Origin of the sequence: Mesorhizobium sp. M0601 (assembly GCF_040320845.1) — a bacterium.
Taxonomy (GTDB): Bacteria; Pseudomonadota; Alphaproteobacteria; order Rhizobiales; family Rhizobiaceae; genus Mesorhizobium.
Map to the genome: position 1 here is coordinate 1 of NZ_JAMYQK010000022.1, position 14,889 is coordinate 14,889.

The following is a 14,889-nucleotide window of genomic DNA, read 5'->3' on the forward strand; positions in this document are numbered from 1 at the left end:
CACCTCTCCCATATTTTTGGCACGGGGTTCAGACTGGCCGGGGTGGGCGGCACTTGCGGCCCGGCCGCACGACGGCGCCGAGCTCGGCGACCAACACTGGAACCGATCCCAGCCCCGCGGCCGCGGCCGCGAGGCGCTCTCAGGAGGGCGTCATGCGAATTGACAGTCTGCATCCAGTAATATCGGCCCGTCTCATGGTGGTCGATGTCGACGCTCCACTCCGCAGTGCGGCACTCTCACTTTCCAGGCCCGCAATAGGCCTGGTCGTGGTGTGCCACGGCAGTGGGGAGGCGGCAGGCGTGCTGAGCAAGTCCGACCTTGTCCGCCATCTGGCGAATTCAGGGCCAACAGAAGCGCCGATTGCGGCATTGATGAGCCGGTCCATCGTGTCCTGTGGTCCCGATGATGATCTTCATTCAGTCTGGCAGACCATGGCCGCGCAAGGCCTGCAGAATGTGCCGGTGCTCGGGGCCGACTCGAAACCGCTAGGCGTCCTCGATATCCGTGATGCGATGAAGGCGCTCTTCAAACAAGAGGAACTGCAGGAACGGCTGCTTGCCAACTACATCAGCGGGATCGGCTATCAATAGAGCATCGTCTCGCGATTGAATATACGGAAGTATGTATCGGCGTCTTCTTAGATATAATGGAAAATAAAAGCCATAAATTATAGCGTGTTGAAGCCAATAGGTGCCGACTTAGCCAGCGGGGAACGAAATGTTTCGTCCGGACATAAAAGAAGATGTCTTCGACGGCCCGCCCGATGGCCCTGGAAGTGGTATGTCCGTGCAAATGTCGACGGCCGGCATCGTCCATGACCTGGGCAATCTCATTCAGGTCGCCTCGTCGGCGTTGAACCACCTGGCCCGCGATCCGAGCATCCAAGCGGCTCCGGCGCTCGGGCCTGTAATAGCCGGCGCCAAAACGGCTTTGGAGCGGGCTGGTGGCCTTGTCCGGCAAACCATCAGCCTGGCCCGAGAGAGCCACGTGGAAATCGAATACACAAACGTAGGTGCTTGCCTGGCTGAGATCGAAACCCTCGTACGGAGCGCCTTGGATGCCAATTTCGGTCTTGAGCTTCGGGTTGGGTCCGACCTGCCTTTGGTGAGATGCGATCGCTTTGGATTGCAAAATGCGGTTCTGAATCTTCTGTTCAACGCGCGCGATGCAATGCCTGACGGCGGTTTCATCTCGATCGATGCCGGCTTGGCCTCTGAAAACTCTGCCGCCGGTCAGGTAGACATCCGCGTCGCGGACAACGGTATCGGGATGACCAGCGAGACGATGGTCTGCGCCTTCGATCCGTTCTTCACCACCAAAAGCGAAGGCCTCGGCGGCGTCGGTTTGCCGATGGTGAAGCACTTTGCGGAGCAATCAGGCGGAAGCATCGATATTCAGAGCACACTTGGGGCAGGCACGACCGTCACTCTGCGGTTGCCTGCGATGCGATAGCGGCCCGCCAATCTGCCTCCGGTGACACGTGACATACAATCGAGAGATAAAGATGGATGCACAAGTCGTCGAAAACGTCCAACAGCACCGTTTCGAGCTGCCGATCGCCGGTGATATGTTTGCGGCGGCCTATTATCGGCTCGAGGGCGGGACGGTTGCGCTGATACACACCGAAGTCCCGTCGGAATTTTCCGGACAAGGGATCGCGTCGCAATTGGCCCAAGGAACCTTCGAACTGCTCCGCAAGACCGGCCGTAAAGCGATCTTGAAATGTCCCTTCATGAGCCGCTTTTTCGCCAAGCACCCGGACTATGCAGATGTCGTCGGCGGCTAGTCATGGGCACGAATGTTGAGGGTTTCCCAAGGATCTATCCAAATGCCTGACGAGTATGATTTGCAGAGATTCGTCAGCGCACAGGATCCGGTCTACGACGACGCGCTGGCCATTCTACGTCGAGGGATGATGTGCACTCCCTACATGGAGTTCATCTTCCCAAGGTTGGCCACAAGGCGAAGTGGTACAGCGCCTGAGCCATATGCAATCACATCGCTCGACGAAGCCAGCGCCTATCTCTCGTTTCCGATCCTCGGAGGCCGTTATCGGGAATGCGTTGGCACCCTGCAACGGCTCTCCGGCCTAAGCGCTCGCGCTGTCTTCGGTGACGTTGATGCGAAGAAGTTGCACGCGTCCCTCACGCTGTTTTCCGAAGCAAGCAACGACGAGTTCCTGCTCGAGACAATCTTCGACGTCTGGTTCGACGGTTTGCTCGATGAGGAAACGATGAACGATCTCTACTTGATATCGTAGTGGTCTGCCTGCGCCACCCGGCGTAAAGCTGTCGCGGCGCTGAGGTCACCATCCGCTGCCTTATCCCTCACACGCTGCCATCTGGCAGAGGCATGAGCTCGTGCTCTCCCGGCACGCCGGGGAAGCGGCGTTCGCGCCAATCCGCCTTTGCCTGCTCGATCCGTTCGGCTGAAGAGGAGACGAAGTTCCAAAAGATATGACGTGGCTCGGCCAGGGGCTCACCTCCTATCAGCATCAGTCTCGCCGCATGGAAGGCAGGCGCCTGGAGCACAATCTCAGCGCCGGGCGCCAGAGCTACTAATTCGGCCTCATGAAACGTACCGAGCTGGCCGACAATTCCAACCTCACCGGCGACGATGTAGATCGCACGCTCACCGTGTTCGGGTTTAACCTGGTAGCGCGCGCCGCTCGTGAGCACAATTTCGGCATAGACCATGTCGGAGAACGTCCTTACCGGCGAGACCAACCCGTCGGACGCGCCGGCGATCAACGCAAACTCGACGCCGTCGGCACAGATCCTCTGTATTTCGGGAGCGCCAAAATGTGCGACGTCGGCGGCAATTTCTTCATAGCGGGAGGGGAGGGCGATCCAAGCCTGAGCGCCGAAGAGATTGCTTGCCGACGCCCGGACTTCCGGTGGCGTGCGCTCGGAATGGACGATGCCCGACCCGGCCGTCATCCAGTTGACCTCGCCAGGACGGATGGTCTGCACTTTACCCAAATTGTCGCGATGGACGATCTCGCCATCGATCAGGTAGGTCACGGCCGCAACGCCGATATGCGGATGCGGTCCCATATCGAAACCGTGACCTGCGTCGAATATAGCGGGGCCGAAATGGTCGAACAGGATGAAGGGCCCGATCATCAGGCGATCCGAGGACCGGCAATACGCGCCTTATCTTCAGTCCGTCCGCAAAATCACGGATAGCTGGCTGGATGAGTGTATCGATGCCTGTGATACCGCTTTGGCGGACGGTCATGGATCTCTGTCCTTCTGCATGCCTTGTCAGCCAGGTGCTCGAACGCGCTTGAACGGAGCGGCTCGAAAGACTGTCTGAATGGCTTTGAGGAGCGCGAATTTGGAGCTCGCGTGGTGCTGTCCGGCGATGCCGCTTTCATTAAAAGCCGACACCCTCATCGACAGGATCGCGGCAAGATCTTCGGCCATTTCGGGCCTGTCGTGCAGCAGAGGCGCAAAGCTTTCCTGGTCTATGTCGTAAACCGTGACAGGGGTCATTGCCCGCAAACTCGACATCTCGCCAATACCGGCGAGCAAGCCGGTCTCGCCGAAGAAATCGCCAGGTGCAAGCCGGGAGATCTCCTGCAGTTGATCATCGTCCTCGCCAATTTGCCGGACGATGACGCCCGTCCGAACGATCATGAGCGACGGCAGCATCTCTCCCTGTCGTGCGATGATTTCGCCCTTATGGTAGGTGCGAACCGAGGCCGCTTTGGCGAGCGAACCCTGCTCGGTATCCGTTAGCGCCGAGAATACCGGTATGGAATTGATGAGTTCGATCGGGGTGAAGCCTTGGGAGGCCGCCGTCTCGTGGCCCGGCCGGTTGGTCATGGCAATCGAGCCCGAAAATGGCTCCGCCAGCAGCATGCCGGTCGACTTTGAATGGCGATAAATGAGATCGAAGATTTCGTTCCGAGCGGCACTTCGCTGGTCGATACTTGCGACGCGAAAAAACAACTCGATCTCGATAGCTGCGGCATCCAGGCTTCTGATGGTGACCGAAGGCGAAGGGTCCTGGAGGATCGAATTGCAGCTCAGCAAGACAGTGCGCATGAGGTCTACGATGATCGCCGGCGTCTTCGTTGGCGCCACCTTGACGGTTACGGCAAGTCCATGGCTCTCGTCCGGACCGCTTAGATTTGTTACCCCGATCTTGGCGAGAAGGCTGTTTGGCAGCGCCACGACATTGTGTGTCGGGGTCAGAAGTTGGGTCGACCGCCAATTGGTCTCGACAACGCGGCCTTCGGTTCCGTCGCCCAGAATGATCCAGTCTCCAAGCGCGTAAGGGCGGCCGAGGTTAAGCGCGATCGCCGAAAATACGTCACCAAGCGTATTCTGGAGCGCCAGTCCCAGGATGACGGCAAACACGCCCGACGTGGCAATGAGCGTTCCGACCGGCACTGCAAAGACAAACGCCAGGATCGACAGGCACATTCCAGCGTAGACGACACCGACCACGACGTCCTGCAGGAGACGTGCCTCGCGCGGCTGTCGCTCGAAGACGAGATAGATACGGACAAATCCGATCAGCGCCCAGGCAAGGTGAACCCACCAGAGCAGCTTGACCGAGCCGATGAGGATCGCTCCTCCGGTTGTCTCGTTGTCCCGTGCGGCTTCGTACGGCACGACGCGCAGGTGGAGAACCATGGCCGACATCACGACGAAAAAGGCGAGTTGGACGACCAGCTTCGCATTGGCGAAGCGTCTGGGGATGAGAGACCAAACGACGATCCCGGCGAGGCCGAGCAATACGATGTAGACCAGAGGAGAGTTCCACCAGTTCATGAACGATCACCGCGATGCCCGGTCCAACGTTTGGTCTCCGGCCCGGCGATCGGGCCTCTGGCGCTGGCCTTGTCTTTTTCGAGAACTGCTTCGGTGATCGAATTCGGCAGCCGTCGCGGCTTTTCGATCAGCCCGAGCACCGGCATGGCGATGATGAAGAACGCAAAATAGTAAAGCGTCGCCAGTTGGGACATGACGACGTATGCGCCTTCCGCCGGCCGGGAGCCGAGCCAGCCGAGAAAGAGGGCATTGGCAACGAACAGCCAGAAGAGCACCCTGTACCAGGGCCGATAGACCGCCGAGCGCACCTTCGAGGTGTCGAGCCACGGCACCAGGAACAGCACGGCGATCGAGCCGAACATCGCGAGCACGCCGCCGAGCTTGGAATCGATAGGCCCGATATTGAAGGTGATGGCCCGCAGGATCGCGTAAAACGGCAGGAAGTACCATTCCGGCACGATGTGGGCCGGCGTCTTCAGCGGATTGGCGATGCTGTTGTTGTCGGGATGGCCGAGGTAGTTCGGCAGGTAGAAGACGAAATAGGCGAAGAAGAACAGGAACACGAGGATGCCGAAGGCATCTTTGACGGTGGCATAGGGCGTGAAGTCCACGACATCGGTTTTCGATTTGACCTCGATGCCGGTCGGATTGTTCTGGCCGACGACGTGAAGCGCCCAGATATGCAAGGTCACCACGCCCACAAGCACAAATGGCAGCAGGTAATGCAGCGCAAAGAAGCGGTTCAGCGTCGGATTGTCGACCGCGAAGCCGCCGAGCAAAAGCTGCTGGATCCAGTCGCCGACCAACGGGATGGCGGTGAAGAAGCCGGTGATGACAGTAGCGCCCCAGAAGCTCATCTGGCCCCAGGGCAGCACGTAGCCCATGAAGGCCGTCGCCATCATCAGCAGGAGGTTGGTGCAACCGAGCACCCACAGCAGCTCACGCGGCGCCTTGTACGAACCATAGTAGAGCCCGCGGCAGATGTGGAGGTAGACGGCAATGAAGAAGAACGACGCGCCGTTGGAATGGAGATAGCGCAGCAGCCAGCCCGAATTCACGTCGCGCATAATCTGCTCGACCGAGTTGAAGGCCAGCCCCGTATCAGGGGCGTAATGCATCGCCAGCACGATGCCGGTCAGGATCTGTGAAACCAGCATGATCGTGAGAATGCCGCCGAACGTATAGGCATAGTTCAGGTTGCGCGGGACGGGATAGACGATGAAGCTGTCATAGACCAGCCGCGGCAGCGGCAGGCGGGCGTCGAACCAACGTTCGATTCTGGTTTTGGGCGTATAGGTCGAGTGTTTGCCGCCGCTCATCGAAATGCCCCCTGCCTCAGCCGATACGGATCTTGGTGTCGGAAACGAATTGGAACACCGGCACCGCCATGTTCTCGGGTGCCGGCCCCTTCCGGACGCGGCCGGCGGTGTCGTATTGCGAACCATGGCAGGGGCAGAACCAGCCGTCGAAATCGCCTTCCTGGCCATGCGGGATGCAGCCGAGATGGGTGCAGACCTGGATCATCACCACCCAGGCTTCCTTGCCCGGCATAGTTCGATTGGCGTCGGTTGCCGGCGCATCGGCCGGCAGGTTGGCGTTGCGGGCAATTGGATCTTTGAGTTCGGCGAGACTGACTGCCTGGCCGTCCTTCCTCTCTTTTTCGGTGCGGTTGCGCACGACAACCGGCTTGCCGTGCCAGTCGACGATCACCGACGTTCCCGGCGTCAGCGAGGAGACGTCGACCTCGATCGCGGCGGGCGCCTCGACGCGCAATGTGTGCTCGGCTGTGGAGGTTTCGGAAAGGTCGGCCATGATGGCGACTCCTATTGTCGGAAGCTGCGTCATCGCGTTGGTGGCAATCGAGCAAAAGTCAGACCACGGCTTTCGCGTTTCCAGTCTGCTCGTGCCGCGCGGAATATGCCGGCCGTGGCCGGGTGTGAGCCATCGTGCCAACGGCACGTGCGTCCAATACTTTCGTTTAGGATTTCCTGAGCGAAGGACTGGCCGGGCTGGCGATGATGCCATCATGGAAGGTTCTGGATTCCTCCAGATAACCGTTGGCCGCTGAGCTGGCATACGTCCCGGCATTGCGCACGGCGATCCCGAACTTCAGTCCGACCATACCTCGGCATAGGCACGTCTAGCTGTCGGTGTCGTAGTCGTCGTCTCCGCCAAGTGCGAGTTTCTGGAGCGGTTGTCTCGCGTGGCGCGGGGCAGGTTTTCCGCTCGGCGACGACCAATTGCGGGATTCAATCGGGTTCAGAAAAGGGAAAAGCGGTGAAACTCTACTACAGCCCTCTCGCCTGCAGCCTGGCGGACCACATCGCTCTGGAAGAGGCCGGTGTTTCCTTCGAGCGCGAAAGTGTGAACCTCAAGACCAAACGGACAGGCTCCGGGGATGATTTCACTACCGTCACGCGCAAGGGCTATGTTCCAGCCCTCGTGCTGGATAGCGGCGAAACGCTGACGGAAAATATCGCCGTCCTCGACTGGATTGCGTCGCAATACCCGCCACTGGCAGTGGCGGGGCCGTTGGGCCGTACCCGCCTTCTCGAAGCGCTGACCTACGTCTCAACTGAAATACACCGAAGCTTCAAGCCGATGTGGCACCAAAGCAGCGATGCCGAAAAGGCCAGGGCGAGCGCGACGATTACGAGCCAACTCGAGTTCTTCGCTGACGGGCTCGAGACCGACTATCTGTTCGGCGACAAACCCAGCGTCGCGGATTTTTATCTTTTCGTGATGCTGCTTTGGGCGGCCCGCTTCCACGTCCCTGTTCCCGCGCCTTTGCAAGCCCTTCGCGTCCGAATGGCTGCCCGACCGGCCGTGCGCATCGCAATGGATCGTGAGGGCCTCGTCTGAAGCCGAGGGCGACTTCGAGCATAAGACCAGATGCAACATGTCCTCTCGCCCAAACAGAAGATCAGGAGTCATTCTCATGCTGCCGTTCCTGCGGATGCTACATCTACATCCAGCCGCTTCCAAGCGCGGGGACGGCCTAAGTCTCGAATTTCTGAGGAGGGAAATCGAGGAAACGCTTGACCTGACCGGCATTCAATCAGAGTTCGCCGCACTGCCTCCTGGCCGAGTGTTACAGTGGTTGGTCCGCCGCCCGCAGTCACCATCGAAATAGGCAACATTTCCTGTCGGCCGATGAGGCGGGCGGGTCCGGTCGTTCCTGCTTGTTGGTCATTACAGAGGCTTCATCATGAATGCGAGTAAAGCTCCCGACACGGTCGATCATCGCCGCCGGCGCATTGTTGGTGCTGCAGCAATGACGTTCGCCGCCACCGAACTCGGCTTGAGCGAGCCGGCGGCCACTTGGACGGTCGAGGCGAGGGCGTCCGCGACGCAAGCCAGGCCGGAATCATTCGGCTCGCTCGGGCAGGTCAATGCCGGAAAACTGAGCGTCGGATATGCGGAGCTGGGGCCCGCCGAAGGTGCCCCAGTGATCCTGCTTCATGGCTGGCCTTATGACATTCACACCTACGCCGATGTCGCTCCCCTGCTTGCCGCAAAAGGGTACCGCGTGATTGTGCCCTACCTGCGCGGCTACGGCACTACGCGCTTCCTGTCGGACGAGACGATGCGCAACGGCCAGCAGTCGGCGCTCGCCGCGGATACGATGGCCCTGATGGATGCGCTGGGGATCGAAAAGGCCACGATCGCCGGCTGCGACTGGGGCGCTCGAACGGCCAATGTCGTTGCCGCGCTCTGGCCTGAGCGTTGCAAGGCGATCGTCTCGGTGAGCGGCTATCTCATCGGAAATCAGCAGGTCGGCATGGTGCCGCTGGCACCGGAGGCGGAGCTTCAATGGTGGTATCAGTATTACTTCGCCACCGATCGCGGCCGCGCCGGCTACGAGAAATACACGCGCGATTTCGCCAAACTCATCTGGCAACTCGCTTCGCCGCAGTGGAATTTCGACGATGACATCTTCCAGCGCAGCGCCGCAGCACTGGACAACCCGGATCACGTCAGCATCGTCATTCACAATTACCGCTGGAGACTCGGCCTGGCACAGGGCGAGCCGGAATATGACGTTCTGGAAAACCGGCTGGCCGAAGCTCCCGTGATCACAGTGCCGACCATTACCCTTGAGGGTGATGCCAATGGCGCACCCCATCCCGACAGCAGTTCCTACGCCAAGAAATTCTCGGGCAGATACACGCACCGGATCATCACCGGCGGTATCGGCCACAACTTGCCTCAAGAAGCCCCGCAAGACTTTGCCCAGGCTGTCATCGACGTCGGCGAATACTGATCAAAATCCATGACGTGGCCCGACCGTAAGGAATAACACGGGAAGAGTCCTGGTTCTCGGCACAGCCTCCCGTCCGCTTAGGCGAGAACAGCTCTCCCGCCGACCCAGACCGACGCGATGTTGGCCCTGGAAGCGGAGTAGACGATCTTCTGAAGGATGCCGTCGCCGTCGTCGAGTTCGTCCCACAGGTGAATTGTGCCTCTGGGCGCGGCGGTGTCGACCAGGATCGCATCGAAGTGGTAGCCAGGCGAGAATCGTCCCACAGGCAGGCCGAGTGCCGCGCCGCCGCCTGCCGTCGCCAGGTGGAAGGCCTCGCGAAAGTCGACGCGTGTTGTTCCGGCCGTGCCGCGCGTCTCGGCCGCTAGCGCCGGGTCGGTGCCGGTTTCCAGCATGCGCGACGACATGACCGTCGCGCGCATCGCATCGAACATCGAGGCGCTCGGTCCCCCGGAAATATCGGTGCCGAGCCCGACCTTGACACCCTTCTCGAGGGCCGCCCTCAACGGGAACACGGCGCCTGCGAAGTAGGCGTTGGAAACGGCGCAGTGCGCCACGGCCGCCTTGCGCACGCGGATCGTCTCCATGTCGGCAAGCGTGATGAAATTGGCGTGCGCGAGCACGCTGCCGGCGCGCAGCAGGCCAAAGCGATCAAGGCTAGACGTGTCGCTGATCCCGTGGCGCTGCAGCACGTAGCCATGCGCCCAGTCGCTCTCCGAGCAATGCGTCTGCACATGGCAGCCGCATTCCTGCGCAAGCGTGCCGAGCCCTTCGAGGGCGGCGTCGGTACAGGAGGGGATGAAGCGCGGCGTAATGACCGGCTTTACCCGTCCCGTAGCATTGTCTGGATGCCGATGCACGTAGTCGATCAGAGCGCGCGTGCCATCAATGGCCGCGTCCGCCGAGCTATCGCGATAATAGGCCGGGCACTCGTCGGGATTGTCCATCGCCACTTTGCCGACCAGCGCACGTTGCCCACGTTCGAGGCAAATGTCGACGAGCAGCCTTGTCGCGTCCTGGTGGATGGTTGCGAAGTAGAGCGCTGTGGTCGTGCCGTTAGCGATCAGGTCGTCGACCAGCAGGCCGTAGCTGCGCCGCGCGAAGGCGAGATCGGCGTAGCGCGCCTCCAGGGGAAAGGTGTGTTTGTGGAGCCAGGCCTCGAGCGGCACGTCCAGCGCCCGGCCGAGCTGCGGATATTGCGGCGCGTGCACGTGAAGATCGAGGAAGCCGGGCAGCAGATAACTCTGCGCCGGCAAGGTCGCCAGCGAACCGGTCCGGCGCGCGGCCTCCAGCGCCTCGTCATAGCCGGCATCATGCGGATGCAGCACCGAGGCGATGATGCCTGATTGATCGATTGCGATCAGGGCATGGAGCAACTCTTCCACGAGCCCGCGCTCCGGCGCGTGAAAGCCGCTGGCCAGAAGCGTCTTGCCGCTCAGGTCGCTCACCTGTCCTCCGCCGAAGAACAGCTACGCACTGCCGTCGCGAAGCGCCAGAGCGTGATTGCCCGTCCGTCGATGCCGATGACAATATCGGAAGGGCTGCCGCTCATGCGGCTTGCGCCGTCGTGCCGTAGGTGATGCCCTTCTCCTTCAGCCAGCGGCGATAGGCGATCGACGAGCCGTCGGCCCGCGTCGGGATTTCCGCGCGCGGCTCGAGCGGCAAAAGAAGTGGCCGTTGGTTCTCCAGGATGATGCGGTCCTGCAGGAAGATGAGCTGCTGGAACTGCACAAGTTCGGTCGTGGTCGATACGTCGTCGATCAGGAACATGACGGGGTGCGCGCGGCAGCGGTCCGGATCGAGGGGCTGCACGAACAGACAGATCACGTCCCACCGGGTAGCCGAGTTGGGGCAGGTCTTGTAGAGCATCACCGCGAAAGGATTGGCGACCCGGTACATGTATTGGGTCATGATGCCGCCGGTCGCCGAGAGTGCTGCCTGCGGCTGGAAGAATTCGCAGTTGGTCGCCCACACCTCATCCACGTCGCGGCGGATTTCGGTTGTGTAATGCCGCACTTCCGTGTGCGGCTCGGCGCCCAATATGTCGGTATGGACGAAGGGGAAATGCGCCATGTCGAGGAAATTCTCGACGATGCGCAGGCCGGACGCCTTTACCGCGATCGCTCCGCAAACGACAGGCCGGCGGTCGTCCTCATAGGCCTCCGGGATCGACAGCACATCGCCGGCCGGCATGCCGAGCGTGATCCATAGATAGCCGTAGCGTTCCCTGGCCGGGACTTGGCTGCCGTCGCCGGCACGCGACACATTGACCGCGCCTGCCGTATCGCGGGCTACCAACAGATCGATGCCCAGAAGCCGGTTCGGCATCGTGCCGACCGGAATCTCGTTCAGCGCGTCAATGCAATACCATTGGTCGAGGGCCGCCTGCTCCGCAGCTCGCTTAATGGTCATTGTTGCGTCCTTCCTGTGCTATCTCACTGCCGATAGATGCGGTCCATCACGGCCCGGTGGTCGGCCATCGCCGCCTCGACATCGAAAGAGGCGAAGTCGCCTCTCGCGATAATCTGCCGGCCGTTGATGTAGGAATAGTCGACCTTGAAGGGTCCGCAAAGCACCAGCGCGGCGAGCGGGTCGCGCTCGGTGCCGGAAAGGCCGAGTTGGCTGCGTTTGACCGCGATGAAGTCGGCGCACATGCCGGGCGCGAGATGGCCGATGTCATTGCGGCCGAGCAGGGCAGCGCCACCGCGCGTCGCCATTTCGAGGGCCTCGCGCGCGGACAGCGCCGTCGGCGTGCCGCCGAAACCGCCGCGGCCGCCGGGCTTTTCGGAGAGGTAGTGGTGCGGCGCGACACGCTGAAGCATCAGCGCCAGCCGCGCTTCCATGAACAGGTTCGACGTGTCGTTCGAGGCCGAGCCGTCGACGCCAAGGCCGACCTTCACGCCCTTGTCGAGCATCTCGCGGATCTTCGCGATGCCCTGGCCGCAGCGCATGTTAGCCGACGGGCAATGGGCGACCCCGGTGCCGGTTTCGGCGAAGCGGTCGATCTCGTCGCTGGTCATGAAAATCGAGTGGGCGAACCAGACGTCGTCACCGAGCCAGCCGACGGATTCGGCGAACTCGACCGGCCGTTTGCCATAGATTTCGAGGCAGTACTTCTCCTCGAAAAGCTCTTCGGCAAGGTGCGAATGCAGGTTCACGCCCTTGTGGCTGCGCGCCAGTGATGCCGCATCGCGCATCAACTCCGGAGTCAGCGAGAACGGCGAGCAAGGAGCCAGGATGATTCGGCTCATTGAATGCCGCGACGCGTCGTGATAGCCGCCGATCAGCCGTTCGGCATCCTTCAGGATATCCTCTTCCTTTTCGACGCAGCGATCCGGCGGCAAGCCGCCCTGGCTTTCGCCGCGCGACATGGCTCCACGCGCAGCGTGGAAACGCAGACCGATATCGCGGGCCGCACCGATCGTCGCGTCGAGCGTGCAGTTGTTGGGCAAGATGTAGAGGTGATCGGAGCTGGTCGTGCAGCCCGAATGGATAAGCTCGGCCATCGCTACGCGCGCCGAGACACCTATCGCATCGTCGTCGAGCTCGGCCCAGATCGGATAGAGCGTCTTCAGCCAGACAAGCAGCTCGTCGTTCTGAGCCATCACGCGGGTGAGGTTCTGGTACATATGATGATGCGTGTTCACCATGCCCGGCATGACGACATGGCCCGATAGGTCGAGCACCTCGTCGGCACTGGAGGCACTGAGTTCCGCGGTGGTGCCGACCGCTTCGATGACGTTGTCGTCGATCAACAAGGCGCCGTCGGAAATCTCGCGGCGCGTACCATCGAAGGTGGCGAGCAGATCGATGTTCTTGACAAGCAGGCGGGGCATGACGGTCTCAACGCATGTCGCGGAAATAGGGTTCGCCGAGAGCAGCCGGCGCGGCCATTACCCGGCGCATGCGCTGCCAGGCAAGCACCGGCACGATGATCAGGGCGATCGTGCCGAGATAGGGCAGCATCGACAGGATCGGCGCCGCGATCGGCCAGTTGCGTGCTTGGCCGACGAAGCCGAGCGAGGTGATGAGACCGAACAGCAGAGCGGCCAGCACGGCGTTGAGGGGCCGGTAGCCTGCGAAGATGACGAGAGAGACGGCAATCCAGCCGCGGCCGGCCACGACGCCTTCCGACCAGGAGGGAACGAAGGCAAGCGTGAGGTAAGCGCCGGCGCCGGCCGCCAGCGCCGAGCCCGCGGCGACATACCAGAAGCGGATGCTTTGCACCGAAATACCGGCGGCGTCGGCTGCCGCGGGGTTTTCGCCCACCGCGCGCATGTTCAGCCCGTGGCGCGTGCGGAACATGATGTAGTGCAGCACAACCGGCAGGACGATGTAGATCAGGTAGACAAGGATGTTCTGCGTGAAGATCGCGCGACCGAGCAGCGGGATGTCGCTAAGATAGGGAATAGCGATCGGCGCGAAGGTCGCCGGCGCCGGCATGCCGGAATAGGCGCGACCGATCGTTGCGGCCATGCCGGTGCCCATCAGCGTCAGCGCCAGGCCGCACAACACCTGGTTCGCTTTAACGACGACGGTGCCAAGAGCGAAGACGCAGCCAACGAGGAAACCGACGGCAAGCGCAAGGACGAAGCCGAGCATAGGGTGCGGCGTGGCGACGACGACCGCGATGCCAGTGATTGCACCGAGCGCCATAAGCCCTTCGACCCCGAGATTGACGACGCCGGCGCGCTCGGAGAGCGTCTCGCCCAGCGCCGCCAGCGCCAGCACGCCGCCGGCGAGAATGGAGGTCTGTATCAGTCCAGCGATCATGTCCATGGGTGTTTCCTCAGCTCGCGACCGGTTCGGTCCGCGTGATGCGGTAGTGAGCGAGTTCGTTGCCGATCGCCGTGAAGAACAGGATCAGTCCGGTGATGGCGAGCACGGCCGATACGGTGATGCCTTGCGTTTGCAGGATGATGCCCGAATTCAGGATGACGCCCATCAAAGCCGCGCCTGCGAGCACGCCAAGTGAGGAACCGCGCGCCAGCACCGCGACCATGATGCCGAGATAGCCGAAATTGTTGGAGATGCCGCCCTGCAGGCGATGCACCGTGCCAGCTACTTCCAGCATACCGGCGATGCCGGCGATCGCTCCCGACATCAGCAGGACGACGATCAGGCGGCGGCGGAACGGCATGCCCGCATAAAGCGCCGCGCTTGGATTCGACCCAGCGATCCTTACCTCGTAGCCCCAGCGCGTGTAGTTGAGCAGTCCTGCGATGACAAAGGTGAGCAGGATCGCCAGCGGGAAACCGTAGTGTACGATACCCCAGAATTCAGGCACATCATGCGGCAGACGTGCGGTGGTCGCGAGCGCATGGCCGCTCGGGTCGAGCCATGGGCCGGTGGCGACGTAATAAACCATCAGCGTCGCCACGAAATTCAGAAGCAGGGTGGTGATGAGTTCGCTGACATCGGCGTAGGCGCGCGCCAGCGTCGGCACCAGTATCCAGAGCAGCCCGCCGAGCGCGCCAGCGGTGAACATAACAGGCAGGATCAGCCAGGTCGGGCCGGGAATGAACAGCGCGACCGCCGTGGCGCTGAAGGCGCCGGCATAGAATTGGCCCTCCGCGCCGATGTTCCAGGCGCCGATTCTCAGCGCTACCCAGACCGACAGGCCGGTCAGGATCAGGGGAGTGACCAGAAGTCCGACGTCCTCCAGCCCGAAGCTCGAGCCAAAAGTCGAGCTGAGCACCTCCCAGGCGAGTTCGACGGGAGCATTGCCGCGAGCGGCCAGAACCAGGCCGGCGACCCCCAGCGCCAGCACGATCGCCAGGGCACGTGCCGCAAAGGCAACGGAGGGCTGCGCGGATGGAACGCGCTGGAGCTTGATCGCCAAGG

Annotated in this window: 14 protein-coding genes and 1 pseudogene; 6 read left to right on the forward strand and 9 right to left on the reverse strand. The window is 61.7% G+C overall.

The features are described from left to right. Positions 1-152 precede the first annotated feature (152 nt). The 4 genes from NKI41_RS19565 (at position 153) to NKI41_RS19580 (ending at position 2,260) form a co-directional block, all read left to right on the forward strand. On the forward strand, positions 153-590 hold the full coding sequence (locus NKI41_RS19565) for a CBS domain-containing protein (RefSeq protein ID WP_352455793.1): 438 nt from the start codon (positions 153-155) through the stop codon (positions 588-590). Positions 591-717: 127 nt separating this feature from the next. Beyond that, a complete protein-coding gene (locus NKI41_RS19570) occupies positions 718-1,452 on the forward strand; it encodes a sensor histidine kinase (RefSeq protein ID WP_352684629.1) in 735 nt (244 codons plus the stop codon). Positions 1,453-1,504: 52 nt separating this feature from the next. Next, positions 1,505-1,786: a GNAT family N-acetyltransferase gene (locus NKI41_RS19575; protein ID WP_352684632.1), complete on the forward strand. Its 282-nt coding sequence runs from the start codon at positions 1,505-1,507 to the stop codon at positions 1,784-1,786. A 42-nt stretch (positions 1,787-1,828) separates the two neighbouring features. Continuing rightward, positions 1,829-2,260: a DUF1810 domain-containing protein gene (locus NKI41_RS19580; protein WP_352502535.1), complete on the forward strand. Its 432-nt coding sequence runs from the start codon at positions 1,829-1,831 to the stop codon at positions 2,258-2,260. 67 nt (positions 2,261-2,327) lie between these two features. On the opposite strand, the pseudogene NKI41_RS19585 reads toward NKI41_RS19580, so the two are convergent. From NKI41_RS19585 to petA, 4 genes and pseudogenes are all read right to left on the reverse strand, one after another. After that, a pseudogene (locus NKI41_RS19585) lies at positions 2,328-3,240 on the reverse strand (pirin family protein). A gap of 26 nt (positions 3,241-3,266) precedes the next feature. Next, a complete protein-coding gene (locus NKI41_RS19590; RefSeq protein WP_352684634.1) occupies positions 3,267-4,784 on the reverse strand; it encodes a mechanosensitive ion channel family protein in 1,518 nt (505 codons plus the stop codon). Beyond that, complete coding sequence (locus NKI41_RS19595) at positions 4,781-6,103, reverse strand: cytochrome b (RefSeq protein ID WP_352684636.1); 1,323 nt, start codon at positions 6,101-6,103, stop codon at positions 4,781-4,783. The genes NKI41_RS19590 and NKI41_RS19595 overlap by 4 nt, the downstream gene beginning before the upstream one ends. 16 nt (positions 6,104-6,119) lie before the next feature. After that, positions 6,120-6,701, reverse strand: coding sequence for a ubiquinol-cytochrome c reductase iron-sulfur subunit (gene petA / locus NKI41_RS19600; RefSeq protein WP_502901223.1), 582 nt, complete (start codon positions 6,699-6,701; stop codon positions 6,120-6,122). A gap of 360 nt (positions 6,702-7,061) precedes the next feature. Here petA and NKI41_RS19605 point away from each other — a divergent pair, with 360 nt between their 5' ends. Then, the gene (locus tag NKI41_RS19605) at positions 7,062-7,646 is read left to right on the forward strand and encodes a glutathione binding-like protein (protein WP_352502539.1); all 585 of its coding nucleotides are present in this window, start codon (positions 7,062-7,064) and stop codon (positions 7,644-7,646) included. A 346-nt stretch (positions 7,647-7,992) separates the two neighbouring features. Next, positions 7,993-9,048 (forward strand): alpha/beta fold hydrolase, encoded by a 1,056-nt coding sequence (locus NKI41_RS19610; RefSeq protein ID WP_352684638.1) that lies wholly within the window; start codon positions 7,993-7,995, stop codon positions 9,046-9,048. Positions 9,049-9,125: 77 nt separating this feature from the next. Here the strand turns inward: NKI41_RS19610 and guaD are convergent, their stop codons facing one another. From guaD to NKI41_RS19635, 5 genes are all read right to left on the reverse strand, one after another. Then, entirely contained in the window at positions 9,126-10,493 is a 1,368-nt protein-coding gene (guaD, locus tag NKI41_RS19615; protein WP_352684640.1) for a guanine deaminase, read from the reverse strand. Between the two features lie 100 nt (positions 10,494-10,593). Beyond that, positions 10,594-11,457, reverse strand: a complete 864-nt coding sequence (locus NKI41_RS19620; protein WP_352684642.1) for an aromatic ring-hydroxylating dioxygenase subunit alpha — start codon at positions 11,455-11,457, stop codon at positions 10,594-10,596. A 23-nt stretch (positions 11,458-11,480) separates the two neighbouring features. Next, complete coding sequence (locus NKI41_RS19625) at positions 11,481-12,881, reverse strand: 8-oxoguanine deaminase (protein WP_352684644.1); 1,401 nt, start codon at positions 12,879-12,881, stop codon at positions 11,481-11,483. Between the two features lie 7 nt (positions 12,882-12,888). Then, positions 12,889-13,824 (reverse strand): ABC transporter permease, encoded by a 936-nt coding sequence (locus NKI41_RS19630; protein WP_023674225.1) that lies wholly within the window; start codon positions 13,822-13,824, stop codon positions 12,889-12,891. A gap of 10 nt (positions 13,825-13,834) precedes the next feature. After that, the gene (locus NKI41_RS19635; RefSeq protein ID WP_502896425.1) at positions 13,835-14,887 is read right to left on the reverse strand and encodes an ABC transporter permease; all 1,053 of its coding nucleotides are present in this window, start codon (positions 14,885-14,887) and stop codon (positions 13,835-13,837) included. Between the last annotated feature and the right edge of the window lie 2 nt (positions 14,888-14,889).